At 72.9% G+C, this 24,683-nt stretch carries 26 protein-coding genes; 9 read left to right on the top strand and 17 right to left on the bottom strand.

Translation table 11 applies throughout. The features are described from left to right. Positions 1-13: 13 nt before the first annotated feature. The 6 genes from icmA to BJZ21_RS06820 form a co-directional block, all read right to left on the bottom strand. On the bottom strand, positions 14-1,765 hold the full coding sequence (icmA, locus tag BJZ21_RS06845; RefSeq protein ID WP_179663058.1) for a coenzyme B12-dependent isobutyryl-CoA mutase large subunit: 1,752 nt from the start codon (positions 1,763-1,765) through the stop codon (positions 14-16). 173 nt (positions 1,766-1,938) lie between these two features. Next, positions 1,939-2,430 carry a MarR family winged helix-turn-helix transcriptional regulator gene (locus BJZ21_RS06840; RefSeq protein ID WP_179663057.1) on the bottom strand — a complete coding sequence of 164 codons (492 nt, stop codon included), beginning with the start codon at positions 2,428-2,430 and terminating at the stop codon, positions 1,939-1,941. A 161-nt stretch (positions 2,431-2,591) separates the two neighbouring features. Next, entirely contained in the window at positions 2,592-3,113 is a 522-nt protein-coding gene (locus BJZ21_RS06835; protein ID WP_343052001.1) for a PH domain-containing protein, read from the bottom strand. Between the two features lie 22 nt (positions 3,114-3,135). Beyond that, positions 3,136-3,306 (bottom strand): hypothetical protein, encoded by a 171-nt coding sequence (locus tag BJZ21_RS06830; RefSeq protein WP_179663056.1) that lies wholly within the window; start codon positions 3,304-3,306, stop codon positions 3,136-3,138. Between the two features lie 120 nt (positions 3,307-3,426). After that, the gene (gene meaB, locus BJZ21_RS06825; protein ID WP_179663055.1) at positions 3,427-4,419 is read right to left on the bottom strand and encodes a methylmalonyl Co-A mutase-associated GTPase MeaB; all 993 of its coding nucleotides are present in this window, start codon (positions 4,417-4,419) and stop codon (positions 3,427-3,429) included. Then, positions 4,420-5,622, bottom strand: coding sequence for an acetyl-CoA C-acetyltransferase (locus BJZ21_RS06820; protein ID WP_179663054.1), 1,203 nt, complete (start codon positions 5,620-5,622; stop codon positions 4,420-4,422). A gap of 172 nt (positions 5,623-5,794) precedes the next feature. On the opposite strand from BJZ21_RS06820, the gene mce reads away from it, so the two are divergent. Further along, on the top strand, positions 5,795-6,247 hold the full coding sequence (mce, locus tag BJZ21_RS06815; RefSeq protein ID WP_179663053.1) for a methylmalonyl-CoA epimerase: 453 nt from the start codon (positions 5,795-5,797) through the stop codon (positions 6,245-6,247). Between the two features lie 36 nt (positions 6,248-6,283). Here the strand turns inward: mce and BJZ21_RS06810 are convergent, their stop codons facing one another. Beyond that, on the bottom strand, positions 6,284-6,595 hold the full coding sequence (locus BJZ21_RS06810; RefSeq protein WP_179663052.1) for a hypothetical protein: 312 nt from the start codon (positions 6,593-6,595) through the stop codon (positions 6,284-6,286). A gap of 262 nt (positions 6,596-6,857) precedes the next feature. Between BJZ21_RS06810 and ccrA the strand changes: the two genes are divergently transcribed. The 3 genes from ccrA to BJZ21_RS06795 all read left to right on the top strand — a co-directional run bounded on the left by ccrA (position 6,858) and on the right by BJZ21_RS06795 (position 10,878). Next, positions 6,858-8,198, top strand: coding sequence for a crotonyl-CoA carboxylase/reductase (gene ccrA / locus BJZ21_RS06805; RefSeq protein WP_179663051.1), 1,341 nt, complete (start codon positions 6,858-6,860; stop codon positions 8,196-8,198). Positions 8,199-8,323: 125 nt separating this feature from the next. After that, positions 8,324-9,664: a coiled-coil domain-containing protein gene (locus BJZ21_RS06800; RefSeq protein WP_179663050.1), complete on the top strand. Its 1,341-nt coding sequence runs from the start codon at positions 8,324-8,326 to the stop codon at positions 9,662-9,664. Further along, positions 9,664-10,878 (top strand): AI-2E family transporter, encoded by a 1,215-nt coding sequence (locus BJZ21_RS06795; RefSeq protein WP_343052000.1) that lies wholly within the window; start codon positions 9,664-9,666, stop codon positions 10,876-10,878. Before BJZ21_RS06800 ends, BJZ21_RS06795 begins: the two co-directional genes overlap by 1 nt. A gap of 63 nt (positions 10,879-10,941) precedes the next feature. Here BJZ21_RS06795 and BJZ21_RS06790 read toward each other — a convergent pair whose 3' ends face one another. Next, positions 10,942-11,910: an EamA family transporter gene (locus BJZ21_RS06790; RefSeq protein WP_246298462.1), complete on the bottom strand. Its 969-nt coding sequence runs from the start codon at positions 11,908-11,910 to the stop codon at positions 10,942-10,944. 39 nt (positions 11,911-11,949) lie between these two features. On the opposite strand from BJZ21_RS06790, the gene BJZ21_RS06785 reads away from it, so the two are divergent. After that, positions 11,950-12,495, top strand: a complete 546-nt coding sequence (locus BJZ21_RS06785) for a CGNR zinc finger domain-containing protein (protein WP_179663049.1) — start codon at positions 11,950-11,952, stop codon at positions 12,493-12,495. Here the strand turns inward: BJZ21_RS06785 and BJZ21_RS06780 are convergent. Together BJZ21_RS06780 and BJZ21_RS06775 are read right to left on the bottom strand one after the other, a co-directional pair. Continuing rightward, the gene (locus BJZ21_RS06780; RefSeq protein ID WP_179663048.1) at positions 12,486-13,307 is read right to left on the bottom strand and encodes an alpha/beta hydrolase; all 822 of its coding nucleotides are present in this window, start codon (positions 13,305-13,307) and stop codon (positions 12,486-12,488) included. The genes BJZ21_RS06785 and BJZ21_RS06780 overlap by 10 nt on opposite strands. A gap of 135 nt (positions 13,308-13,442) precedes the next feature. After that, positions 13,443-14,252 (bottom strand): hypothetical protein, encoded by an 810-nt coding sequence (locus BJZ21_RS06775; RefSeq protein WP_179663047.1) that lies wholly within the window; start codon positions 14,250-14,252, stop codon positions 13,443-13,445. Between the two features lie 75 nt (positions 14,253-14,327). On the opposite strand from BJZ21_RS06775, the gene BJZ21_RS06770 reads away from it, so the two are divergent. After that, a complete protein-coding gene (locus BJZ21_RS06770) occupies positions 14,328-14,786 on the top strand; it encodes a VOC family protein (RefSeq protein ID WP_179663046.1) in 459 nt (152 codons plus the stop codon). Positions 14,787-14,799: 13 nt separating this feature from the next. On the opposite strand, the gene BJZ21_RS06765 is transcribed toward BJZ21_RS06770, so the two are convergent. After that, positions 14,800-16,635, bottom strand: coding sequence for a 3-hydroxyacyl-CoA dehydrogenase family protein (locus BJZ21_RS06765; RefSeq protein ID WP_179663045.1), 1,836 nt, complete (start codon positions 16,633-16,635; stop codon positions 14,800-14,802). A 70-nt stretch (positions 16,636-16,705) separates the two neighbouring features. Beyond that, complete coding sequence (locus BJZ21_RS06760; RefSeq protein ID WP_179663044.1) at positions 16,706-17,245, bottom strand: GNAT family N-acetyltransferase; 540 nt, start codon at positions 17,243-17,245, stop codon at positions 16,706-16,708. A 90-nt stretch (positions 17,246-17,335) separates the two neighbouring features. Between BJZ21_RS06760 and nucS the strand changes: the two genes are divergently transcribed. Then, entirely contained in the window at positions 17,336-18,034 is a 699-nt protein-coding gene (nucS, locus tag BJZ21_RS06755; protein WP_179663043.1) for an endonuclease NucS, read from the top strand. Positions 18,035-18,149: 115 nt separating this feature from the next. Here nucS and BJZ21_RS06750 read toward each other — a convergent pair whose 3' ends face one another. Further along, on the bottom strand, positions 18,150-18,869 hold the full coding sequence (locus BJZ21_RS06750) for an ArsR/SmtB family transcription factor (protein WP_179663042.1): 720 nt from the start codon (positions 18,867-18,869) through the stop codon (positions 18,150-18,152). 65 nt (positions 18,870-18,934) lie between these two features. Between BJZ21_RS06750 and BJZ21_RS06745 the strand changes: the two genes are divergently transcribed. Continuing rightward, a complete protein-coding gene (locus BJZ21_RS06745) occupies positions 18,935-19,354 on the top strand; it encodes a hypothetical protein (protein ID WP_179663041.1) in 420 nt (139 codons plus the stop codon). Positions 19,355-19,470: 116 nt separating this feature from the next. After that, entirely contained in the window at positions 19,471-19,788 is a 318-nt protein-coding gene (locus tag BJZ21_RS06740; protein ID WP_218851353.1) for a DUF952 domain-containing protein, read from the top strand. A 59-nt stretch (positions 19,789-19,847) separates the two neighbouring features. On the opposite strand, the gene BJZ21_RS06735 is transcribed toward BJZ21_RS06740, so the two are convergent. The 4 genes from BJZ21_RS06735 to BJZ21_RS06720 form a co-directional block, all read right to left on the bottom strand. Further along, positions 19,848-21,548: an MFS transporter gene (locus tag BJZ21_RS06735; protein ID WP_179663040.1), complete on the bottom strand. Its 1,701-nt coding sequence runs from the start codon at positions 21,546-21,548 to the stop codon at positions 19,848-19,850. Between the two features lie 90 nt (positions 21,549-21,638). Beyond that, positions 21,639-22,121 (bottom strand): MarR family winged helix-turn-helix transcriptional regulator, encoded by a 483-nt coding sequence (locus BJZ21_RS06730; RefSeq protein ID WP_343051999.1) that lies wholly within the window; start codon positions 22,119-22,121, stop codon positions 21,639-21,641. A 148-nt stretch (positions 22,122-22,269) separates the two neighbouring features. Further along, positions 22,270-23,139 (bottom strand): amidohydrolase family protein, encoded by an 870-nt coding sequence (locus BJZ21_RS06725; RefSeq protein WP_281380906.1) that lies wholly within the window; start codon positions 23,137-23,139, stop codon positions 22,270-22,272. A 17-nt stretch (positions 23,140-23,156) separates the two neighbouring features. After that, positions 23,157-24,677, bottom strand: a complete 1,521-nt coding sequence (locus tag BJZ21_RS06720; RefSeq protein ID WP_179663038.1) for an acyl-CoA synthetase — start codon at positions 24,675-24,677, stop codon at positions 23,157-23,159. Positions 24,678-24,683 lie beyond the last annotated feature (6 nt).

The following is a 24,683-nucleotide window of genomic DNA, read 5'->3' as shown; positions in this document are numbered from 1 at the left end:
GCCGTTGGCCGGGTCAGAACCGCGCGGGTTCGCGGTACTCCCCCCACTCGGCGCGCAGCGCGTCGCAGATCTCGCCGAGGGTCGCCTCGGCACGGACCGCCTCGAGCATCGAGGAGATCATGTTCTCCTCGGTCCGCGAGACCTCGACCATCCGCTGCACGGCCGCGCGCGCGGCCGCGTCGTCGCGGGACTCGCGGCGCCGGGCCAGCTCGCGGACCTGCTCGACCTCGACCTCGTGGGAGACCCGCAGGATCTCCAGGTCGTGGGTGACGGAGTCCTCGTGGCAGTTGACGCCGACGATGCGCTTCTCGCCCTTCTCCAGCGCGGTCTGGTACTGGAAGGCGGCCTCGGCGATCTCGGACATGAACCACCCGTCCTCGATCCCGCGCAGCAGGCCCTGCGTGACGGGCCACTCGGCCCGGTCGATGGTCGCGCCCGTGGAGCGTCGCATCGTCTCGGCCAGCCGGTCGGTGTCGGCGTGGGTGAGGGTCGAGCCGCCCATGGCCAGGATCTTGTCGAAGATCGCGTTGGCCTCGGCCTCGATGCGGTCGGTGAGCGCCTCGACGTACCACGAGCCGCCGAGCGGGTCCGCGACGTTGACGGCGCCGGTCTCCTCCATGATCACCTGCTGGGTGCGCAGCGCGATCTCGGCGGCCTGCTCGCTGGGCAGCGCAAGGGTCTCGTCGAGCGCGTTGGTGTGCAGCGAGTTGGTGCCGCCGAGCACCGCGGAGAGGGCCTCGATGCCGGTGCGGACCACGTTGTTGTAGGGCTGCTGCGCCGTCAGCGAGACGCCCGCGGTCTGGGTGTGGAAGCGCAGCCACTGGGCCTTCTCGGTCTTCGCGCCGTAGACGTCGCGCATCCAGCGCGCCCAGATGCGGCGGGCGGCACGGAACTTCGCGATCTCCTCGAAGAAGTCCACGTGGGCGTCGAAGAAGAACGACAGGCCGGGTGCGAAGACGTCCACGTCCAGGCCGCGGGAGAGCCCCAGCTCGACGTACCCGAAGCCGTCGGCGAGGGTGAAGGCGAGCTCCTGCGCGGCCGTCGAGCCGGCCTCGCGGATGTGGTAGCCCGACACCGACAGCGGCTTGTACGCCGGGATCTCCGCGGCGCAGTACTCCATCAGGTCGCCGATCAGCCGCAGGTGCGGCTCGGGACCGAAGAGCCACTCCTTCTGTGCGATGTACTCCTTGAAGATGTCGGTCTGCAGGGTGCCGTTGAGCTTGCCGGTGTCGACGCCGGCCCGCTCGGCGGCGACGATCATCATGCAGAAGACCGGGACGGCCGGGCCGCTGATCGTCATCGACGTGGTGACGTCACCGAGGTCGATCCCGTCGAAGAGGACCTCCATGTCGGCGGCACTGTCGATCGCGACGCCGCAGTGGCCGACCTCGCCGAGCGCCTTGGGGTCGTCGGAGTCGCGGCCCATCAGCGTGGGCATGTCGAAGGCCACCGACAGCCCGCCGCCGCCGCGGCCCAGGATCATCTTGTAGCGCTCGTTGGTCTGCTGGGCGTTGCCGAACCCGGCGAACTGACGGATCGTCCAGGTCCGTCCCCGGTAGCCGGTGGGGTACAGGCCGCGGGTGAACGGGAACTCGCCCGGCCACTCCGAGTCCTCGGTGCCGTAGGCCGGCTCGAGCTCGAGCCCGCTCAGCGTGGTGAAGTCCGCCTCGCGGACGCGGGACTTCTCGTAGCGGGACTGCCAGCGCGAGCGGGCGGTGCCGCGGCTCTCCGCGGCGGCGTCGGTCTGGTTCTCGGTCTCGGCCATGTCCTCGATAGTAGGACGTCCTACTAGTTGAGAGAAACCCGCGCCGAGTCGGCGCTCGTTGACACCCCAGGGCACACCGAGTCGGCGCTCGTTGACACCCCGGGGGCACGCCGAGTCGGCGCAGGTTGACGCCGCAGCTCCGCGGCGGCGTCTTCCCCGGAGCCCTGCCCGGCTCAGAAGTCGCCGGCCGCGCGACGCACCGGCGCCAGCAGCGCGGACAACCGGCCCAGCTGCTCCTCGTCGAGCGCGCCCAGCGCGAAGTCGGCGGCGACCAGGTCCGCGGTGGCCCGCTCGACCAGGGCCCGGCCGGCGGCGGTGATCTCGGCGAGCACCGCGCGGCCGTCCTCGGGGTGCGGCAGCCGCTCGACCAGGCCGTCGGCCTCGAGCCGGCGCACGATCGAGGTGACCGAGGTGGGGTGCACCTGCAGCCGCTCCCCCATCTTCCCCAGCGGCAGCGAGCCCCGGGACGAGAAGACCAGCAGCACCAGGGCCTCGTACCTCGCGAACGTCAGTCCGTGCGGCCTGAGGAGCCCGTCGAGCTCGGCCAGCACCAGCTGCTGCACCCGCATCAGCGAGGTGACCGCGTGCATCGCCGGGACCCCCTGCCAGCGCTGGCCCCACTGGCGGGCCGCCTCGTCGATGGGGTCGAACGGCAGCCGGGACATGGGCGGCAGCCTAGTGGTGAGACCGGCGGCCGGGGGGCAGCGAGGCTGCGCGCGGGTGGCTGCAGGAATCCCCGGCCAGCCGGGTGTTCCTACGGTTGATGGGCGTTGCAACGCCCCTCAAGCGAGAGATTCCCCGGTCAGCCGGGGATTCCTGCAGCGGCTCAGTTGAGGTGCCGGGGGCCGCGCAGGCCCGAGCGCTGCACCACCCGCTGGATCGCGAGGTCGCGCTCGTCGGGGCGGCCGACGTACCGGATGTCGCGCAGCCCCTGGTCCTGGGCGGCGGACTCGAAGACGAAGTGGCCGAAGCCCAGCAGCCGGCCGTGCAGCGGCCGGACCACGGTGATGTCGAGGATCCTGTGCAGCGGCATCGTCGCGAGCCGCCGGGAGAGCACCCCGTGCACCCGGAAGACCCGCATGTTCGTGATCACGAACCGGTCCTTGTGCTCGCGGGCGTAGCACCAGGCGGCGTGGGCGAAGAGCGCGAGCGCGAGCACGAACGGCACCGTCGAGAGCGCGGCCGGCACCACCGCGGTGGCGCCGATCAGCAGCACTGCGACAGCGCTCTCGAGGACCGGCAGGGTGTACGCCGCCCAGTGGTGATGCACCACGTCGACGATGACCTCGCCCTCCTCGCGGAGCAGGTGCCGACCGATGTCGAGGTCGGCGGGGCGGGCCAGTCTCACCGGGATCCCATCCGTCGGCCCCTCAGTTCAGCTGGTTGATGAAGCGGATCACGCCGCGGAAGAGCGAGCTGAGCGCTTGCCACGCGCTGCCGCCGGCGGCCTTGGCGGACACCGCGAACCCGTGGGGGTCCTGGAACATCCAGAACCCGAGGAACACCACCACCAGGATGAGGAGCACCTTCTTGGCGTTCATCGCAGACTTCTCCATCGATCGGCCCCCGAGCTGGTCTGGACCTGTGTAACAGGTCTGGACCGGCGGTGGGCCGAGGCGCGCCCGGGCCCGGCGGTGTGACCCGGGCCACGCGGCGTCACGTCACTCGGTGAACGCCTCGAGCAGCTCGTCGGCCGCGGTGTAGGGATCGGACTTGCCGGTCGCGACCGCGGCGGCCAGCTCGTCGAGCTCGGAGCGGCCGTGCACGTCGCCCCACCGGGAGCGCAGCGCGGTCACCGCGATGGCCTCGATCTCGTCGCGCGCCCGGCGGGTACGCCGCTGCTCGAGCTCGCCGGCGGACTGCAGCCAGTCGAAGTGCTCCTCGAGCTTCGCGACGACCTCGTCGAGCCCCTCGGCGCGCTGGGCGACGGTCTTCACGATCGGCGGCCGCCACGCCCCTTCCGGCCGGTCGGCCAGCGCCAGCATCGAGCGCAGGTCGCGGCGCACCTGGTCGGCCCCGTCGCGGTCGGCCTTGTTCACGACGTAGAGGTCGCCGATCTCGAGGATGCCGGCCTTGGCCGCCTGGATCCCGTCGCCCATGCCGGGCGCCAGTAGCACCACGGTGGTGTCGGCGAGCCCGGCGATCTCCACCTCGCTCTGGCCGACCCCGACGGTCTCGATCAGGATCACGTCGCAGCCGGCGGCGTCGAGCACGCGCAGGGCCTGCGGGGTCGTCCAGGACAGCCCGCCGAGGTGGCCGCGCGAGGCCATCGACCTGATGTAGACGTCCCGGTCCAGGGCATGGTCCTGCATCCGCACCCGATCACCGAGCAGCGCCCCGCCGGAGAACGGGGAGGACGGGTCGACCGCGAGCACGCCGACCCGTCGGCCGTGCCGGCGCAGCTCGGTGACCAGCGCGCTGGTCGAGGTGGACTTCCCGACGCCCGGCGAGCCGGTGATGCCGATGATCTGGGCGTGCCCGGTGTGCGGCGCCAGCGCAGCCATCACCTCGCGCAGCAGCGGGGACTCGTCCTCGACGAGCGAGATCAACCGGGCCACGGACCGGGGGTCACCGTCGCGGGCGCGGGCGACCAGGTCGGGGACCGAGGCCGCGGCGCGGCGCCGGCCCCCGCCGGTCGGGGTCGTGGTCGGCACTCAGGCCTTGGGCACGCGCACGATCAGCGCGTCCCCCTGGCCGCCACCGCCGCACAGCGCGGCGGCGCCGACGCCACCGCCGCGGCGCTTGAGCTCCAGCGCGAGGTGCAGCACGATCCGGGCCCCGGACATGCCGACCGGGTGGCCGAGCGCGATCGCGCCGCCGTTGACGTTGACCCTGCCCTCGTCCAGCCCGAGCTCGCGGGCCGAGGCGATGCCGACGGCGGCGAACGCCTCGTTGAACTCGACCAGGTCGAGGTCGGCGGGCTCGATGCCCTCCTTGCGGCAGGCCTTGGCGGTCGCGGCGGCCGGCTGCAGCTGCAGCGTCGAGTCGGGGCCGGCCACCTGGCCGTGGGCGCCCACCTCGGCGAGCCAGGTCAGGCCCAGCTCCTCGGCCTTCGCCCGGCTCATCACCACGACCGCGGCGGCGCCGTCGGAGATCTGCGAGGCGGAGCCGGCCGTGATGGTGCCGTCCTTGCTGAACGCCGGGCGGAGCTTGCCCAGCGACTCCGCGGTGGTCTCACCGCGGATCCCCTCGTCGGTGGAGACGACGACCGGGTCACCCTTGCGCTGCGGGATCGAGACCGGCACGACCTCCTCGTCGAAGACGCCGTTCTTCCACGCCTCGGCGGCCCGCTGGTGGGACCGGGCGGAGAACTCGTCCTGCTCCTGGCGGGTGAGGTTCGCCGCGGCCGCGTTGCACTCCTCGGTGAGCAGGCCCATGGCCTGGGCTGTGGCCTGGTCCCACAGCGCGTCGTAGGCCATCGAGTCGACCAGCTTCACGTCGCCGTACTTGAAGCCCTCGCGCGACTTCGGCAGCAGGTGCGGCGCCTGGGTCATCGACTCCATGCCCCCGGCGACGACGATCTCGCACTCGCCGGCGCGGATCAGCTGGTCGGCCATGGCGATGGCGTTGATGCCGGACAGGCACACCTTGTTGATGGTGATCGAGGGGACGGTCATCGGGATGCCTCCGGCGACCGCCGCGGTGCGCGCGGGGTTCTGGCCGGCGCCGGCCTGGATGACCTGGCCCATGACCACGTAGTCGACCTGGTCGCCGGACACGCCGGCCTTCTCCAGGGCGCCCTTGATGGCGACCCCGCCGAGGTCCGCCGCCGAGAGGTCCTTCAGCCCGCCGAGGAGCCGGCCGATCGGGGTGCGGGCCCCGGCGACGATGACGGTTCCGCCAGTGTTTGCTGACATGGGAGGTGCCTCCAGATCGACGTGCCTGCGGGGTGGCCCGGACGCAGCCCGGGCCTCATGGCGACCTTACCCACGCGGACCGACCCGCCGGGAGTGGGTGGGGGCCTGGGAACCCTGAGGAGAAGGTCACACGTCCTCGCCTCCCGGGCCCCGTCGTACGACGATGTCGGCCATGACGTCCGACACGAGCACGCAGGTCCCCACCCACCTGTTCACCGCCATCGACCACGTCGGCATCGCGGTGGCCGACCTCGACGCGGCGATCGCGTTCTACCGCGACACCTACGGCATGCGGCTGGCGCACGAGGAGACCAACGAGGAGCAGGGCGTCCGCGAGGCGATGATGGCCGTCGGGGACTCGGGCTCCTGCATCCAGCTGCTGGCGCCGCTGACGCCGGAGTCGACGATCGCGAAGTTCCTCGACCGCTCCGGCCCCGGCATCCAGCAGATGGCCTACCGGGTCGCCGACCTCGACGCGGTGTGCACCGTGCTGCGCGAGCGCGGCCTGCGGCTGCTCTACGACGAGCCGCGCCGCGGCACCGCGGGCTCGCGGATCAACTTCGTCCACCCCAAGGACGCCGGCGGGGTGCTCGTCGAGCTGGTGGAGCCGGCCGCCGGGCACTGAGCCCCCGACCCCCACCCCGGCGGCTCGGGCCGTCGCTCAGTCGACCTGGCCGGCGACTCCGCCCGGCGCCGGCATCGTGGCGAGCGCCGTCCAGTGGTGGATGCTGGCCAGGTCGCCCATGACGTCGTGGATGTTCTCGTACGCCGCGCGAAGCTCGGGGTCGTGCGAGTCGCGCAGCGGCGCCAGCAGCAGCATCGCCCGGCACACCCGCCGCGACGCGTCGTGCAGGCTGCTGTCGACCCGCTGCGAGGCCAGGTCCCGCAGCGGCGGGTCGCCCAGCGTGAGCGGCCCGGGCCGCGTCGCCGCGCCGGCCCCCCGGCGGCGCGGGTGGATCTCGATGCTTGTCATGGTCCCCCCTGAGAAGCCATCGCCGTCTCCCTCCAGCGGAACGGCGTACCCGGGAACCGTAGGCGTCGACGGCTCGGAGGGCACAGGGACCAAAGGCCCCTGCCGGGCTGCCCGGAAGGGCAGGTGGCGCCCCGCCCCCGAGGCGCCACCGAGTCCCACCGGGCCGGACCGAGCCAGATAGGTCACACATGCCTGACAGCGCGGGCTACTCCTGAGTAGATTTCCGAGCCATCCGGCCGGCCGACCCCCTCAGGAGCCCCCCGTGCAGCAGATTCTCGACGCGATCCTCGCCGGGGACACCCCGGCGGAGGACTTCGCCGCCCTCCCCCTGCCCGAGTCCTACCGCGCCGTGACGGTGCACAAGGACGAGGTCGACATGTTCGAGGGGGTCCCGACCAAGGACAAGGACCCCCGCCGGTCCCTGCACGTCGAGGACGTGCCGCTGCCCGAGCTCGGGCCGGGCGAGGCCTACGTCGCGGTGATGGCCAGCGCCATCAACTACAACACCGTGTGGACCTCGATCTTCGAGCCGGTCTCGACCTTCGGGTTCCTCGAGCGCTACGGCCGGCTCTCCCCGCTGGCGGCGCGCCACGACCTGCCCTACCACGTCGTCGGCTCCGACCTGTCCGGCGTGGTGCTCAAGACCGGGCCGGGCGTGCACTCCTGGCAGCCCGGCACCGAGGTGGTCGCGCACTGCCTCTCGGTGGAGCTCGAGCACCCCGACGGCCACAACGACACGATGCTCGACCCCGAGCAGCGGATCTGGGGCTTCGAGACCAACTTCGGCGGGCTCGCGCACATCGCGCTGGTCAAGGCCAACCAGCTGATGCCCAAGCCCGCGCACCTCACCTGGGAGGAGGCGGCCTCCCCCGGCCTGGTCAACTGCACCGCCTACCGCCAGCTGGTGTCCAAGAACGGCGGTGACATGAAGCAGGGCGACAACGTGCTGATCTGGGGCGCCTCCGGCGGCCTCGGCGGCTTCGCCACGCAGTACGCCCTCAACGGCGGCGCCACGCCGGTCTGCGTGGTCTCCAGCGACGACAAGGCCGACATCTGCCGGTCGATGGGCGCGGAGCTGATCATCAACCGCTCCGAGGAGGGCTACCGGTTCTGGAACGACGAGGGCACCCAGCAGAACCCGCGCGAGTGGAAGCGGTTCGGTGCCAGGATCCGCGAGCTCACCGGCGGCGAGGACATCGACATCGTCTTCGAGCACCCCGGCCGTGAGACCTTCGGCGCCAGCGTCTACGTCACCCGCAAGGGGGGCACGATCACCACCTGCGCCTCCACGTCGGGCTACATGCACGAGTACGACAACCGGTACCTGTGGATGAACCTCAAGCGGATCATCTCCAGCCACTTCGCCAACTACCGCGAGTCGTGGGAGGCCAACCGCCTGATCGCGAAGGGCCGGATCCACCCGACCCTGTCGAGGACCTACGGCCTCGACGAGGTGGGCCAGGCGGCCCTGGACGTCCACCGCAACGCCCACCAGGGCAAGGTCGGCGTCCTCTGCCTGGCCCCCGAGGAGGGCCTCGGCGTCCGGAATCCGGAGATGCGCGAGCAGCACCTGACGGAGATCAACCGGTTCCGCGGCGTGTGAGAGACCGATCACCTGCCCCATCCACCCCGGTTCGCGGTAAAGCCGCGCGCCGGGGTGGGTTGTTCCGGGGTGATCATGGAGACTGGCCCCCAACCACGATGCTTCATCCCGGGAGAGGTGCCCCCATGAGCGACCAGGGTCTGTCCATCTTCGACGACGAGCCCGAGAAGGCCTCCCACGACGACGACGCCACCCAGGTCATGCCGGCGGTCGGGAAGGCCGACGAGACGACCCCGGAGAAGTCGGCACCGCGGGCCGATGACCGGTCCGGCGGCACTCCGCCTCCGGCCGGCGCGCCCGCGGCCGCCAAGGCCACGCCCGGTCCGGTGGTGCCGCCCGCCGCCCCGCCCGTGGCCCGGGCCACCGCCCCGTCCGCCCCCTCGTCGGCCGCCCCCTCGTCGGCCCCTTCGTCGACCCCGTCCTCCGCCTCGGTCGTGTCGGCGGGTCTGCCGGCCGGCCCCGCCGGCGGCGCGGTCGGCTTCCCCGTCGTACGCCGCGGCGGCTACGACCGCGACGCGGTCGACGCCCGGGTCCGCCAGCTCGCCACCGAGCGCGGCGAGCTGGGCGGGCGCCTCGAGGCCGCCGAGCGGCGCATCGCGGAGCTCGAGCCGCAGATCGAGTCGCTGAAGCAGGAGCTCGAGGAGAACAAGAACCCGTCGTACGCCGGGCTGGGTGGTCGCGCGAGCGCGATGCTGCGACTGGCCGAGGAGGAGGCCGCCGAGGTCCGCGAGACCGCGCAGCGCGAGGCCGCCGACATCCGCACCCAGGCCGCCCGGGACGCCCGGGCGATCCGGGCCGAGGCCTCGAGCGAGGCCGAGGACATGCGCATCGTGCAGCTCAAGGAGCTCGACGAGAACCGCAGCCGGCTGATGGCCGACGCCGAGCAGGAGCGCGCCACCTCGCGCGCCGAGGCCGAGGACCTGCTGGCCTCCGCCAAGCGCGAGGCCGACCAGATCCGGCTGGCCGCCCAGCAGGAGACCAACGAGCTGCGGATCTCGGCGCGGCGCGAGGCCGAGCAGGCGCGCGCGTCGGCCGACCGTGAGGTGCAGGAGGCGCGCCGGGCGCTGGCGGTGGAGAAGGAGCGGCTGGCCCGCGAGGCCACCGACCACCACACCAACGCGGTCGGGGAGACCAAGCGGCTGGTCGAGGAGGCCGAGCAGCGGGCCGGTGCGGCCGAGCAGCGGGCCCGCGACGCCTCGAACCAGGCCAACGAGCTGCGCCACCACACCCAGCAGGAGGCCGAGGCGCTGTTGGTCCGGGCGCGCCGCGAGGCCGAGCAGATCGTCGCCTCCGCACGCACCCAGGCCGAGGCGATCACGTCCACCGGCAACGCCGAGGCCGAGCGCCAGCTCGCCGCCACCCGCGCCGAGCTGGACCGGATGACCCGGCGCCGGGACGCGATCAGCGCCCAGCTCGCCTCGCTGCGCGACGTCTTCTCCGGCTTCGGCGAGGACGAGGAGAACTAGTGAGTCCGGACTCGGCCGCGGCCGCCGACGAAGCGGCCGTGGCCGAGCCCCGGCGCCCCGCTGATGATGCGGCCGGCGGCGTGGTCAATGCCGCAGACGGCGGCGCCGCCGGGGCCGACCCGGCGCCGGGCGCCGACACGTGGAGGTCCGACCCCGACCAGGACCTCGGTGAGCCGGGGGCGCCGTTGTCGAAGCGGTCGCCGTTCCTCATCGGCTTCTTCGCCGGGCTCGGCCTGTTCCTGGCCTGGTGGCTGGGCGGCCTGATCATCTCGATCGGCTCGGTGCTGATCCAGATCCTGGTGGCCCTGTTCCTCGCCGCGGGCCTCAACCCCGCCGTCGAGCTCTTCGAGCGCCGCGGACTCAAGCGCTCGTGGGCGGTACTGACGGTCATCGTGGTCGTGGTGGCGGCGCTGGCGCTGTTCCTCGTCGCGTTCGTCCCGGTCATCAGCGACCAGGTGGCGGCGATCACCGCCAACGCGCCGGACTGGCTGGACTCGCTGCAGCGCAACCGGCAGATCCAGAACTTCGACCAGCGGTACGACGTGATCTCCAAGGTCAAGGCCTACCTCGCCGACGGCAAGTTCGCCAGCAGCCTGTTCGGCGGCGTGCTCGGCATCGGGCTGGCCGTGCTCGGCGTGCTCGCGAACACCTTCGTCGTGACGGTGCTGACCCTCTACTTCCTCTCGTCGCTGGAGAAGACCAAGAACGCGCTCTACCGGCTCGCGCCCGCCTCGCGCCGCGGCCGGGTCAGCAAGCTCGGCGACGAGATCATCCGGGGCGTCGGCGGCTACGTATCCGGCGCCTTCGTGGTCGCGCTGTGCGCCGGGATCAGCTCGCTGGTGTTCCTGTTCGTGGTGGGCCTGGGTCAGTACGCCGTGGCGCTGGCGTTCGTCGTGGCGCTGTTGGACGTGATCCCCATGATCGGCGCCACGCTCGGGGCGGTGATCGTCACCGCCATCGGCTTCGCCACGGACCCGACGATCGGCCTGGTCTGCATCATCTTCTACGTCGTCTACCAGCAGCTCGAGAACTACGTGATCTACCCGCGCGTGATGTCGCGCTCGGTCGACATCCCGGGCGCGATGACCGTCATCGCCGCGCTGATCGGTGCGGCCCTGCTCGGCGTAGTGGGCGCCCTGCTGGCGATCCCCACCGCGGCCGCGATCCTGCTGCTGACCCGCGAGGTGTTCGTCCGGCGCCAGGACGCCCGCTAGCGATCCGTCCCGTCCCTCCGGTCGGCCCAGTCGGTCGGCCCAATCGGTCGGCAGCAGGCCGGCTCAGCCGGCCGCGGCCGCCGTACGCCGCTCCCCCAGCTTGACCACGACCACCCCGACGAGGATGAACGCGCCGCCGACGAACTGGACGCCGCGGGGCAGCTCCCCCAGCAGCAGCCAGGCGAAGACCAGCGCGAAGAGCACCTCGAGCAGCGCCACGAACGACGCCAGCCGGGAGCCGAGCCGGCGCGAGGCCGCGATGCCGCTGACGTAGGAGACGGCCGCGGTCACCACCCCGAGGCCGAGCAGCGGCACCCAGAACGGCACCGACGAGCCCTGGTAGGCGACGGCGGCGGTGGAGACGTGCATCGGCACCACGCCGGCCAGGCCGGCGAGCACCAGCGCGGCCGCCCCCAGCGTCAGGCCCGAGCAGGCCAGCGCCAGCGGCGGCAGACCGTTGGACTCGCTGGCCGAGAGCACGAAGTACGTCGCGGCGCCGACCATCGCGCCCAGCGCCCAGGCCACGCCGACGACGCTGAGGTCGGCGCCGGAGAGCAGGTCGAGCACCAGCACCAGGCCCAGCGCCGCGACCAGCGCGCCGGCGAGCGTGAGGACGCCGGGCCGGTGGCCGTGCCGCAGCCACATCCAGCCGATGACCGCCACGGGGGCGGTGTACTCGATGAGCAGCGCGACGCCCACCTGCATGTGCACGACCGCGTTGAAGTAGGCGAGCTGGCAGCCGGCCACCGCCACCAGTCCGTAGCCGGCGACCAGGCCGGCGTTGCGGCGCAGCAGCCCCCAGCGACCACGCAGCGAGAGTGCCGCCGGCGCCGCGAGCACCGCGGCGGCCACCAGCACCCGGATCGCGACCGCGGCGCCCGCCGACCAGCCGGCGTCGAGCAGCCCCTTGGCCAGCGACCCCGACAGGCCGAACGACGCGGCGGAGAGGACCGCGAACCCCAGCCCCGAGGCGAGCCGGGACCCGGCCGGCCCCGGGGCGAGCCTCCCGACGTCATCGGCCATCGTGGTCATGGCTGATGACACTAGGCCGCAGTCGTGTAATCTGTCAATGTGCCGTTCGCTCATGACACCGAGTCCTCACTGCTGGCCGCGGTCGCACTGGTCAACAGCGCGGTGGCGCCGGACACCCTGACCACGGTCGAGGCGCTCGACGAGTTCTACCGCGAGCACGCCTACACCGGCCGCCACACCGGCGACCGGGCCGAGCTGGAGGAGGTGCGGGCGCTGCGTGCCCCGCTGCGCACGCTGCTGACCAGCGGCCGCGACGACGCCGTACCGCTCGTGAACCGGCTGCTGGCCGCCGCATGCGCGGTCCCGCGCCTCGTCCGCCACGACCAGCAGGACTGGCACCTGCACGCCACGGACCCCGAGGCGCCGCTGGCGACCCGGATCGCGGTCGAGACCGCGATGGCGATGATCGACGTGGTCCGCGCCGACGAGACGTCCCGGCTGGGCGTGTGCGCCGACCCGGACTGCGACGGCCTGGTGCTCGACCTGTCCCGCAACCGGTCGAGGCGGTTCTGCAGCACCGCCTGCGGGAACCGGAACGCGGTCGCGGCCTACCGCGCGCGCCGGACGGGGACGCCTCAGCCCTGAGCGCCCCCGGCGCTGCGCTGCGCCGGACCGGGCACGGGCTTGTCCTGGTAGGCCGCGAGGTTGTGGGCGTTGTAGGCGCTGGTGTCGGCGGTCTCCATCGGGCCGTCCCACTCCGTCGGCAACGGCACGGCGACGTCCGGGGCGACCCGGCGGACGATCTCGTCGAGCACCCGCTCGGCGTCGCCCACCCACAGGTGCTTGCTGCCCTCGAACGGCACCACCTCGGCCTGCGGGATCGCCCGGAAGCGCTCGGCCGCCTCGGCCGGGCGCAGGTAGTCGTCGTGCTCCGGCACGAACGCGCTGACCGGCTTGCCGGAGTCGGCCCACTGGGTGAGGTGCTCGGGGTCGCTGAACCGGAGCGGGGGGCTGAGCAGGATCGCCCCCTGGACCAGCGGGTCGTGGCCGTGCATCAGCGCCAGGTCGGTGCCGAAGGACCAGCCGACCAGCCACACGTTCGGCAGGTCGTGGAACTCGGCGTACTCGATCGCCGCGGCGACGTCGTACTGCTCCCCCACGGCGTTGTCGAAGGACCCCTCGCTGGTGCCCTGCTCGCTCCAGGTGCCACGCGTGTTGAACCGCAGCACCGCGACCCCGGCCAGCGCCGGCAGCCGGAACGCCGCCTTGCGGTAGACGTGGCTGTCCATCATCCCGCCGTGGGTCGGCAGCGGGTGCAGACAGATCAGCGTGGCCACCGGCTCGCGGTCCTGCGGGACGGCCAGCTCGGCGACCAGCTCCAGCCCGTCCGCGGTCTGGAGGGTGACCGGTTCGCGACGGGCCGGCAGCACGGAGTTGGCGCGGATCTTCTGGCTCACGCGAGCAGGCTACCGAGCCGTCCCCAGCGCGCCGAGTCGGCGCTCGTTGACACCCCGCACCACGCCGAGTCAGCGCTCGTTGACGCCCGCGAGGGATGCCGGCGTCAACCTGCGCCGACTCGGCGGGGCACCGGGTCAGAAGTCGAACATGTCCCCGATGTCGCCGAACGCGTCGCCGATGCCGTCCCCGATGTCGCCGATCCCGTCCCCGATGTCGCCCAGGCCGTCGCCGATCCCGTCCCCGAGCGCGCCCAGGCCGTCGCCCATCGCGTCGAAGCCGCCCAGACCCCCCAGGCCGCCGAACATCATGCCCATGAACATCATGTCCATCACGCCGGTCCGGCCGAAGTAGCCGGCGGCGTAGGGCTGGTAGGCACGACCCCCCTGCCAGTACGGCACCCGCTGGGCGCCGACCATCACCTGGCGCACGTCGGGCTCGGCGCCGGCGCGCACCCGCTCGGCGTCCAGGGCGCACGCCGGCACGTCGCGCGGCGCGCCGCCCGCAGGCGCCCACGACACCTCGGCGACCGAGAGGCCGTGGCGCGGGTCGAAGAAGCACGGCGGGCGTCGGGTGGGCAGGGGCTCACCGTCCACCCGGGCCCGCACGCAGGCCATGGCATAGCGGCCGTCCTCGAGGATCTCGGTGACGTGCCGGATGTCGTCGGGCTGGGTGAGGTGCTGGGCCGCGGTCTTCGCCGACTCGTAGGCGTCGAGGGCGCGCTGGTAGTCCGAGTTCGCGCCGGCGTCGAGGGGCCGCCCGGCGAGGTCGAGGTCCAGCGACTGAAGCTCCTCCCCGAGCGCGGTGATGTCCTCGAAGGCCAACTTGCGCACCGGCTCGAGCTCGGCCTGCCGCTGCGCCAGCGCGCGCTCCTTGCCCCGCCGGCTGGAGACCACCGCGGCGATCACCACCGCGACGAGCACGACCAAGACGACCCAACCTGCCATGGGGCCAGGATACGGACCGCGGGTGAGCCGCCTGCCTCGTGGCGGCCGTCGACGCTGCGTGGCAGCCTCGGGGCCATGACCGACTTCCAGGTGACCTTCGACGCGCGTGATCCCCGGGAGCTGTCCCGCTTCTGGGCGGCGGTGCTGGGCTACGTCAACCCACCCCCGCCGGGGCACACGCTGGCCGACGGCGAGGACCCGTTCGACGCCTGGGAGGCGTTCCTGGCGGCGGCCGGTGTCCCCGAGGACCGGCGCAACAGCGCGTCGGCCGCCGAGGACCCCGAGGGCCGGGGGCCGCGGCTCTTCTTCCAGCAGGTGCCGGAGGCCAAGGCGGCCAAGAACCGGGTCCACCTCGACGTACGGGCCGCGCCCGGCCTCCAGGGCGCCGCGCGGATGGCCGCGCTGGAGGCCGAGTGCGAGCGGCTGGTCGGGCTCGGCGCCACCCGGGTCGAGCGGCACGAGCCGGCGCCGCCGATGAGTCTGGGGTTCCTCGTGATGCGCGACCCCGAGGGCAACGAGTTCTGCCTGGACTAGGGCCCCGGGGGGCTCAGGCGTGGCGGTAGTCCCGGAAGCCGCGACCGGTCTTGCGACCGAGGTAGCCCGCGGTGACGAGGTGCTCGAGCAGCGGCGCCGGCGCGAAGCCCGGCTCGCGGAACTCCAGGTAGAGCTCGCGCTCGATCGCCAGCGAGACGTCGTTGCCGACCACGTCGAGCAGCTCGAACGGCCCCATCGGCAGCGCACAGCCCTGCTTCATGGCGACGTCGATGTCGTCGGCCGTGGCGTAGTGCGCCTCGAGCATCTTGACCGCGTCGTTGAGGTAGGGGAACAGCAGCGCGTTGACGATGAAGCCCGCCCGGTCGCCGCAGGAGACCGCCACCTTGCCGACCGCACCGCACAGCGCCTGCACCGTCTCGGTGACCTCGTCGGCGGTCGAGACCGTGGAGACGACCTCCACGAGCTGCATCACCGGCGCCGGGTTGAAGAAGTGCATCCCGATGACGTCCTGGGGCCGCTTGGTGGCGCGGGCGCAGGAGATCACCGGCAGCGAGGAGGTCGTGGTGGCCAGGATCGCGCCGGGCTTGCAGATCTCGTCGAGGTTCTCGAACAGCGTGGTCTTGATGTTGAGGTCCTCGGCGATCGCCTCGACCACGAGGTCGGCCGAGGAGAGGTCGTCGAGCGAGGTGGTCCCGGTCAGCCGCCCCAGCACGTCGGCCTTCGCGGACTCCTCGAGCTTGCCGCGCTGGATCGCCTTGTCCAGGGAGCGCTCGATGGTCGCGCGCACGCCGTCGACCTTGTCGGCGGACCGGCCGACGTAGAGCACGTCGTACCCGGCCTTGGCGAAGACCTCGACGATGCCGGTGGCCATGGTGCCGGTGCCGACCACGCCGACCTGGCGGATGTCGTGGCGCAGCTGCGGGAGCTGGTCGGGCGAGGGCGTCCTGTCGTCGGCGACGACGACCGGGCTGTCGGGGCCCTCGTAGGTGTAGAAGCCGCGGCCGGTCTTGCGGCCGAGCATGCCGGCGGTGACCATCTGCTTGAGGATCGGCGCCGGCGCGTGCAGCCGGTCGCGGCCCTGGCGGTACATCGTCTCGAGGATCTCGTACGCCGTGTCGAGGCCGATCAGGTCGAGCAGCGCCAGCGGGCCCATCGGGTAGCGGCAGCCGAACCGCATCGCGGCGTCGATGTCCTCCCGCGAGGCGTAGTGCCCCTCGAACATCGCCACCGCGTGGTTGAGGTAGCCGAACAGCAGCGTGTTGGCGATGAAGCCGGCCTTGTCCCCGCAGACGACGGGGTTCTTGCCGAGGCTGCGCACGAGCGCGACCACGTCGTCGAGCACGGTGGGCTCGGTGACCACCGTGCGCACGATCTCGACGAGGTTCTGCACCGGCGCCGGGTTGAAGAAGTGAATGCCCACGACGCGACCGGGGTGGGCGTTGGCCGTCGAGATCTCGGTGACCGAGAGCGAGGAGGTGTTCGTCGCGAGCACCGCCTCGGTGGAGACGATCGACTCCAGCTCACGGAAGATGCTCTTCTTGATCTCCAGCGACTCCACGACCGCCTCGACGACCAGGTCGGCGTCGGCGAGGTCCTTCATCTCGGTGGTCAGCGTGATCCGCCCGAGGATCTCGGCCTGCTCGGCCTCGGTGATCTTGCCGCGCTTGACCGCGCGTCCGGTGGAGTGCTCGAGGTGCTCGCGACCGCGCCGCAGCGCGTCCTCGCCGACCTCCACCCCGACCACGGGGACGCCGTTGCGGGCGAACACCTCGGCGATGCCGGCGCCCATGGTGCCGAGGCCGACCACCCCGACGGTGCGGAACTCGCGCCCGGAGACGGGCGCAGCGGAGTCGGTGCCGGGGGCTGGGGAGGGCGCGCTGGAGGTCATGGTCGCATGGTGTCACGCGCCACTTCGCAGCTGCACCGTGAGTTAGTTCACCCGTGGGTAACGGGCCGGGTCACCGGCGTCGCAGGGGGCGCGCCATCACCACACGCACCCCGTTCACGTCCAGGCCGAGCTCGACCTCGTGGTCGTGCAGGCGCTGCTGCCACGGGGCGAGCGGGCCGGCCTCCCGGTAGCCCAGCCGCCGGTAGAACGGCCCGTTCCACGGCACCTCGCGGTAGGTGCAGAGGCTCAGCTCGTCGTACCCGAGCCACCGGGCCTCCTCCTCGGCCGCCGCCACCAGCGCGGCACCGGTGCCGCGGCGCCCGTGCTCGGGCCGCACGGAGAGCTGCTCGAGGTGCGCGTGCCCCTCCACCTCGCGGACGTGCGCGAAGCCCACCACGGTGCCGCTGCCGGTCTCCTCGGCGACCAGCAGGAAGATCCCGTCGAGGTCGCGGTCCCTCCCCGAGCGGGCGGGCTCGACCAGCACCGGCGCGAGCGCCGCCCCGAACAGCTCCTCGAACAGTGGGGCGCCGGAGTCCTCCACCGCCGCCAGGTGGCGCAGGTCGGAGGGCCGCGCGAGGCGGATCCGGACGGCGTACGACGGGGTGCTCACCGCGGGCTCCGGGCCCCGCACGGGCGGTCGTCGGCGTCGTGGCTGATCTGCGGACCGGCGAGCACGAGGGCCACCGTAGACTCCCCGCCCGTGAGACTCGTGGTGGCGCGCTGTCAGGTCGACTACGCGGGACGGCTGACCGCCCACCTGCCGATGGCGAACCGGGTGCTGATGATCAAGGGCGACGGCTCGGTGCTGGTGCACTCCGACGGCGGCTCCTACAAGCCGCTGAACTGGATGTCCCCGCCGTGCACGCTGCGCGAGGGCACCGCCGAGGACGGCCGGATCGAGTGGACGGTCACCAGCCGGAGCTCCTCGAAGGGTCCGGACGACACCCTGCGCATCCTCATCGAGGAGGTGCACCACGACTCCTCGCACGAGCTCGGCGTCGACCCCGGGCTGCAGAAGGACGGCGTGGAGAAGCACCTGCAGGCGCTGCTCGCCGAGCACCCCGCCACCCTGGCCCCGGGGCTGACCCTGGTGCGTCGCGAGTTCCCGACCGCGATCGGCCCGGTCGACCTGATGTGCCGCGACGCCGCGGGCCTCAGCGTCGCCGTCGAGATCAAGCGTCGTGGCGAGATCGACGGCGTCGAGCAGCTGACCCGTTACCTCGACCTGCTCAACCGCGACCCCGCCCTGGTCCGCAAGGGCCCGGTCCGGGGCATCTTCGCCGCCCAGGAGATCAAGCCGCAGGCCCGCGTGCTCGCCACCGACCGGGGCATCGCCTGCGCGGTCGTCGACTACGACGCCCTGCGGGGGCTCGACGATCCGACGACTCGTTTGTTCTGACGGGTGGGGTGGCCGCCGTCTTCCACAGAGCACCCTGGCCGAGGTCGTTCGGCGGCTTCCAGAGTCGTCGTGAGCTTGCGCGTTCGCCGGCGCCTGGCCTCCGCTGACGTGCCGGTCACCAGGCCAGCGCGGCGGCCTCGTCCGGCGCGGACGCCGGCGCCCCGAGGTGGCAGCCGAGCTCCAGCAGCCCCGACTCCCCCGCCGGCGTGAGCCGGAGCGCCCGGGAGTCCGCGGCCCGGCGCACCATCCACCCGGCGTCCAGCAGCGCGCTGGTGACCGAGGCCGCCAGGCTGCCGGCCAGGTGGGGGCGACGCTCGGTCCAGTCCAGGCAGGGCCGGGCGAAGCTCCGCCGGCGGGCGCGGGCGGCCACCACGTCCACGCCGAGGGCCGCCAGGCCGACCTCGCCGGCCGGCGTCACGTCGTACGCCCCGGTGAGCCACTCGCGCTCGACGAGCACGTCGTGCAGCGCGACCCCGCACCGGCCGGCGAGGTGGTCGTAGCAGGTGCGGGCGAAGCCCAGGGCCCGGGCATGGCCGGACTGCCGCAGGCCGGCCGCCGGCCGCGGCGGGGCGACGTGCGAGAGCGCCTCGAGCGCCGCGCCCACCTCCGGCCCCGCGATCCGGTAGTAGCGGTGCCGGCCCTGGGCCACCACCTCGACGAGACCGCCGTCGAGGAGCCGGGCGAGGTGCTCGCTCGCGGTCGACCGGCCGACCCCGGCGATCCGCGCCAGCTCTCCGGCCGCGAGGGCGCGCCCACCCATCAGGCCGTCGAGCATGCGGGCGCGGCTCGGATCCCCGATCAGGGCACCGACGGCAGCGAGGTCGACGTCGTGCATGCGGTGAGGGTACGACGCGCACGCTTCGGCGACCGCCGACATGTCGCGGACCTAGCGTCCTCGCCATGCAGCAGAGCAGCACGATCACCGAGAACCCCGGGGCCCTCGTCGAGTCCGCCGTCGACCACTGCCTGGACGTGGCCGCCACCTGGCTGGCCTGGGACGGGCGGCCGCGGGTCAGCGAGGACGGCGACCGGGTCTACACCCCGCACAAGGCCGTACGACGGATCGCCGACCACCTGATCGACCACCTGGCCGAGGTCGAGGCGCTGCTGGCCGGCGTGGACACGATGCCCGACGGCTGGCACGCGAGCCTGGTGACCCTGGAGTCGGACTGGGCCCGCTTCACCGAGCAGGACCTCACCGAGGCCCGCCAGCGGCTGCGCCGCCTCGCCCGGACCTTCTCGCTGCGGCTGGCCGCCGCCGGCCCGGAGACCTGGGACCGGACCCGCGGCGAGAACTGGTCGCTGCGCCGGATCGCCTAGCACGTCGCCGGCATCGGCTGGTACGCCGACCAGGTCGGCCGGCTCTGATCCGGCCGATGCGACCGGCCGCCTCCGACCGGCCACGTCTGACCGGGCCGATGCGGCACCATGGCCCGGTGAGGATCTTCCACGTGGCCACGGTGTCGGACTGGGAGCAGGCGAGGCGGGAGGGCAGCTACACCACCTCCACGCTGGGCCGGACCCTGGCCGAGGAGGGCTACATCCACGCCAGCCGCTCCGACCAGTGGCAGGGGGTGCTCGCGCGGTTCTACACCGGGGTGGCCGAGCCGCTGGTGCTGCTGGAGATCGAGACCGACCTCCTCGACGTGCCGGTGGTCGAGGAGCCGCCCGCTCCCGGCGTCACCGAGACCTTCCCCCACGTGTACGGCGCGATCCCGGCCGCCGCCGTGACGCGCGTCCGCCCGCTCCCCTGACCCGGTCGGGCGACCGGCGAGGAGCGGGCGGGCGAGGAGCGGGCGAACCCGTCGCGAGGTCAGGCCGCGTCGGCGAAGCTGTCGTGGTGCGGTCGGCCGCCGAGGAACGCCACGGCCACCAGCGCGGCCACCAGGGCGGCGATGCCGCAGACGAGGAACCCGATCGAGTAGGCGTTGGACAGCGCGTGGAAGGCCACGTCCTTGAGCGGGTTGAACGGCTGCGTGGTCCCGTCCGGCAGGACGATGTGGCCGGGCACGCCGTTGGCGCCCAGCGGTCCCGAGTTCACCGCCGCCACGGCGCCCGCGACCTCGGGGCGCTCGGCCGCCGGCACGTGCGACGGCGCCGCGTTGAACGCCTTCAGCGCAGAGGCCAGGGCCGGGTTCGCGGCGACCTTCGCCGAGATCTCGTTGGCCGCGCGGCTCAGGGCGATCGCACCGATGACCGCCGGGCCCAGCGTGAGCCCGAAGTCGCGCAGCATGCTGGTGGCGCCGCTGGCCATGCCCGACTTCGAGGTGGGCACGCTGTTGACCGCCACGACGGTGATCGAGGTGACCGCGAGCTTGAAGCCGATGCCGACGAGCAGCAACGGGACCGCGATCTTCGCGATCGACATGTCGGTGGCCGGGATCCGCGAGAGCCACAGGTCGTCGAGGCCGATCAGCGCCATGCCCGCCGCCAGCGTCCAGCCGGGGTTGTGCCGCTCGATCATCCGCGCGCTCACCGGGAACAGCACGACGCCCATGATGTTGAGGCAGACGAAGCCGATCGACGTCTTCAGCGGCGAGTAGCCCTGGATGGCGGACAGCCGAATGCTGGTCGAGTACGCCGTACCGAGGTAGGCGAACATCCCGATCACCGTGACCACCGCGGTGGCGACGAAGATCCGGTTCGAGAACAGCTCGAGCTGCAGCAGCGGGGCCGCGCTGCGCCGCTCGACCAGCACGAACACCACGAGGAAGACGACGGCCACCACGAAGCCGCCGATGACCTTCGAGGTGCCGAAGCCGGAGTCGGCGCCCTGGATCACGGCGTAGAGCAGCGCGAACAGCGCGATGGCGACCGTGACCTGCCCGGGCCAGTCCAGCGAGCGGCCCACGGGCGAGGAGGACTCCTGGGCCGCGACCAGCGTGACGATCATGCTGACCAGGGACAGCGCCGCGAGCGCGAGGAAGGCGTAGCGCCAGGAGGACTCCGGGCCGCCCGAGTGGTGCAGCTTGGCGAGCAGGCCGCCCAGGACCGGGGAGATGAAGCCGGCCGCGGTCAGCGCGGCGGCCCACACCGAGATGGCGCGGGCGCGCTCGCGGACGTCGTGGGTGCCGGCGGCGAGCATCGCGACCGACGTCGGGAAGATCGCCGCGGCCCCGATGCCGGCGATCGCCTGACCGGTCCACAGCACCGCGATCCGCACGTTGTGCGAGGCCTCCGGGCCGGGGGTGAAGAACGCGATCACGGTGCCGAGCACCATCAGCAGCGCGCCGATGGCGAGCAGCCGCTTGCGGCCGAAGAGGTCACCGACCGCGCCGAAGCTGAGCTCCAACAGCGTGATCGGGACCAGGAACGCATCGGAGATCCAGGTCAGCTGGGTCGAGGAGGTGTTCAGGTCCAGCTGGAACATGCCGTTGAGCACGGCCGGGATCGAGAGCCCGACCTGGGCGACGGCGACGGCCAGCGCGGCCGCGGTGAGGGTTCCGGGCGTGAGCCGGTGCCGGGCACCGCTCCCGCGCGCGGGGTGTTGCTGGGACGTCGAGGTGCTGCTCATCGGGAACCTCCGGGCGGACGGACTCTTCACAAACGAGTGAAGGCAATCACATCCGGAGCGAGATGTACAGGTTTCCTGATGAATATTCCGTCAGGAATCCTGTCCACTCTCGTGGGCGTGCAGCGACTCCCGGCAGGAGATGACGGCCGCCCGGAACCGCGCGACCTCCTCGGGGTCGAGGCCCTCGAGCATCTGCCGCTCGATCAGCCGCACCTGGTCGCGGTAGTCCGCGAGCAGGGTCCGACCCGCCGGGGTCAGCGCGAGCACCAACCGCCGCCGGTCGGCGGGGTCGCGGTGCCGTTCGATGAGGCCGTGCGCGAGCAGCGCGTTGACCATGTCGGCGGCGCTCTGCGCGGTCACGAAGGAGTGCCGGGCGAGCCGGGCGGCGGTGAGCCCGGGGTGCGCCTCGAGCACGGTCATGGCGGTGTACTGCAGGGCGGTCAGCCCGGCCGGCCGGACCATGTCGTCGAGCCGCGCGCGCACCGCCAGCTCGACCTGCTTGATCAGGTAGAGCAGGGTCGGCTCGGTGCGCCGGGCCGCGTCGGGAGCCGTGCGCTCGGGAGTGGGGGTCACCGTCGTCCTCGGGGGTCAGGCAGCCGCGCTGCGGCTCGGACCTGCATGGTACGGCGGGCGCGGGCGCCCGCGGGACCCACCGGCCCCCTCGCGCTCACGGGCCCCCTCGCGCTCACGGGCCACATCGCACTCACCGGCCCCATCGGGCTCACCGGTCCAGGCCGAGGACCCGGACCGCGTTGCCCTTGACGATCCCGGGCAGGACCTCCTCCTTCAGGCCCAGCTCGGCGAAGTCCGACATCCACCGCTCGGGCGTGATCAGCGGGTAGTCGCTGCCGAAGAGCACCTTGTGCCGCAGCTGGCCCCCGGCCGCGCGCACCAGCTCCGGCGGGAAGTACTTCGGCGCCCAGCCGGAGAGGTCGATGTAGACGTTGGCCTTGTGCGTGGCCATCGAGATCGCCTCGGCCTGCCAGGGCACCGAGGGGTGGGCGAGGATCACGGTGAGGCCGGGGTGGTCGGCGGCCACGTCGTCGAGCAGGATCGGGTTCGAGAGCCGCAGCTTCAGGCCCCGCCCGCCGGGCAGCCCGGCGCCGATGCCGTTCTGCCCGGTGTGGAACAGCGCCGGGACGCCGAGCTCCTCCAGCGCCGACCAGAGCGGTGCGAACGCGCGGTCGTCCGGCGCGAAGTCCTGCAGGCTCGGGTGGAACTTGAAGCCGCGGACGCCGTACTCCTTCACCAGCCGCCGCGCCTGCTCGACGGCCGCGCTCCCCCGGTGCGGGTCGACCGAGCCGAACGGGACCAGCACGTCGGCGTGCTCCGCGCACTCGGCCGCGATGTCCTCGCTGGAGAGCGGCCGATGACCGGTGGCGGTGCCGGCGTCGACGGTGAACACCACCGCGGCCATCCCCGCGGCGCGGTAGCGCTCGGCCAGGTCCGCGACCGTCGGGGTCCGGTTGTCGGTGGCGCGGAAGTACGCCGCGGAGGCGTCCATCAGCTCCTGGTCGAGCGAGAGGTGGCCGTGGCCGTCCTGCTCCACGTGCACGTGCATGTCGATGGCGCTGAGGGCGTCCAGGTCCAGCCGCGGCTCGTAGCGGGTCATCGCGGTCCTTCCGTGTGATCGGGGCCGAAGAGGGCGCGCACCCGGGTCCGCACCAGCTTCCCCGAGGCGTTGTGGGGCAGCTCGTCGCACAGCACGACCGAGCGCGGGATCTTGTAGCGGGCCAGCCGGCCGTCGAGGTGGTCGAGCAGCTCGGCCTCGGTCAGCCGGGCCCCGGCCCGGGGCACGACCACGGCGCGGCCGACCTCGCCCCAGGTGGGGTCCGGGACCCCGACCACGGCGCACTCGGCCACGTCGGGGTGGGTGTGCAGCGCCCGCTCGACCTCGGCGGGGTAGACGTTCTCGCCGCCGCTGATGAACATGTCCTTGAGCCGGTCGACGATGTAGAGGTAGCCGTCGTCGTCGACGCGCGCGACGTCGCCGGTGCGCAGCCAACCGTCCTCGTCGAGCGCGGCCCGGGTGGCCTCGGGCTGGTTCCAGTAGCCGGGCGAGACGTTGGGGCCCTGCACCTGCACCTCGCCGGTCCGGTCGTCCGCGTCGGAGGTCGGGACCACCCGGACGTCGCTGAAGAAGCAGGCGGTGCCGGCCGACCCGAGCTTGCGGACGCCGTCCGCGGCCCGCAGCATCGTCGCGCCCGGCGAGGACTCGGTCAGGCCGTAGCCCTGGATGATCATCAGGCCCCGCTCCACCCAGGTGCGCAGCAGCGACTCGGGGATCGGGGCGCCGCCGCTGAGCGCGTGGCGCAGGCTGCCGAGGTCGGCGCCGGCCCAGCGCGGGGCCTGCGCGAGCGCGAGGTACATCGAGGTCACGCCGAACAGCACGCTGACCGCGTGCTGCTCGATGAGCGCCAGGCACCGGTCCGCGTCGAACTTCGCCTCGACCAGTGCGGTGCCGCCCTTGAGCAGGGTCGGCAGCAGCACCTGGTTGAGCGCGGCGGTGTGGAACAGCGGCGCGGTGACCAGCGAGACCTCCTCGCTGCCGAGGTCGACGTCCACGAGCAGGTTCATGACGTTCCACGTCACGTTGCCGTGGGTGAGCATCACACCCTTCGGGCGGCCGCTGGTGCCCGAGGTGTACTGGATCATGAACAGGTCGTCGAGCGTGATCGGCTCGTCGAGCTCGTCGGCCGGCTCCGCCTCGAGCGCGGCCAGCCCGGTCCCGCCGTCGGAGCGGAAGCCGAGACGCTCGACCTCGAGCCCGGCCACCGCGATCTCGGACCCTCCCCCGAGGCCGCCGTCGACCAGCAGCAGGCGGGCGCCGCTGTCGCCGAGGACGTGGGCGAGCTCCGGCGCGGCGAGCCGGGTGTTCAGCGGCAGGAACACCGCGCCGAGCCGGGCGGTGGCGAACATCGCGACGACGAGCTCGACGCTGTTCAGCCCGAGGAAGGCGATCCGGTCACCGCGCTGCACGCCCCGGGACCGCAGCCCCCAGGCCAGCCGGTGCGAGCGGTCGGCCAGCTCGGCGTACGTCGTGGTCCGACCGTGCTGGACCAGCGCGGCCTTGTCGGGGGTCATCCTGGCCCGGCGCGCGGGCCAGGAGCCGAGTCCCTGATCGTGCATGTCCCC

The organism is Nocardioides panaciterrulae (genome assembly GCF_013409645.1).
GTDB classification, from domain to species: Bacteria; Actinomycetota; Actinomycetes; order Propionibacteriales; family Nocardioidaceae; genus Nocardioides; species Nocardioides panaciterrulae.
This window is presented reverse-complemented; position numbering and strand designations above follow the sequence as displayed.

Excerpts from the sequence above, each read along its gene's own strand:
- BJZ21_RS06790 (WP_246298462.1), bottom strand. The coding sequence starts at position 11,910 with ATGACCACGATGGCCGATGACGTCGGGAGGCTCGCCCCGGGGCCGGCC.
- BJZ21_RS06750 (WP_179663042.1), bottom strand. The coding sequence starts at position 18,869 with ATGCACGACGTCGACCTCGCTGCCGTCGGTGCCCTGATCGGGGATCCG.
- mce (WP_179663053.1), top strand. The coding sequence starts at position 5,795 with ATGACGTCCGACACGAGCACGCAGGTCCCCACCCACCTGTTCACCGCC.
- icmA (WP_179663058.1), bottom strand. The coding sequence starts at position 1,765 with ATGGCCGAGACCGAGAACCAGACCGACGCCGCCGCGGAGAGCCGCGGC.
- BJZ21_RS06770 (WP_179663046.1), top strand. The coding sequence starts at position 14,328 with ATGACCGACTTCCAGGTGACCTTCGACGCGCGTGATCCCCGGGAGCTG.
- BJZ21_RS06820 (WP_179663054.1), bottom strand. The coding sequence starts at position 5,622 with ATGTCAGCAAACACTGGCGGAACCGTCATCGTCGCCGGGGCCCGCACC.
- BJZ21_RS06800 (WP_179663050.1), top strand. The coding sequence starts at position 8,324 with ATGAGCGACCAGGGTCTGTCCATCTTCGACGACGAGCCCGAGAAGGCC.
- BJZ21_RS06830 (WP_179663056.1), bottom strand. The coding sequence starts at position 3,306 with ATGAACGCCAAGAAGGTGCTCCTCATCCTGGTGGTGGTGTTCCTCGGG.
- BJZ21_RS06775 (WP_179663047.1), bottom strand. The coding sequence starts at position 14,252 with ATGGCAGGTTGGGTCGTCTTGGTCGTGCTCGTCGCGGTGGTGATCGCC.
- BJZ21_RS06810 (WP_179663052.1), bottom strand. The coding sequence starts at position 6,595 with ATGACAAGCATCGAGATCCACCCGCGCCGCCGGGGGGCCGGCGCGGCG.
- BJZ21_RS06735 (WP_179663040.1), bottom strand. The coding sequence starts at position 21,548 with ATGAGCAGCACCTCGACGTCCCAGCAACACCCCGCGCGCGGGAGCGGT.
- BJZ21_RS06840 (WP_179663057.1), bottom strand. The coding sequence starts at position 2,430 with ATGTCCCGGCTGCCGTTCGACCCCATCGACGAGGCGGCCCGCCAGTGG.
- BJZ21_RS06720 (WP_179663038.1), bottom strand. The coding sequence starts at position 24,677 with ATGCACGATCAGGGACTCGGCTCCTGGCCCGCGCGCCGGGCCAGGATG.
- BJZ21_RS06765 (WP_179663045.1), bottom strand. The coding sequence starts at position 16,635 with ATGACCTCCAGCGCGCCCTCCCCAGCCCCCGGCACCGACTCCGCTGCG.
- BJZ21_RS06745 (WP_179663041.1), top strand. The coding sequence starts at position 18,935 with ATGCAGCAGAGCAGCACGATCACCGAGAACCCCGGGGCCCTCGTCGAG.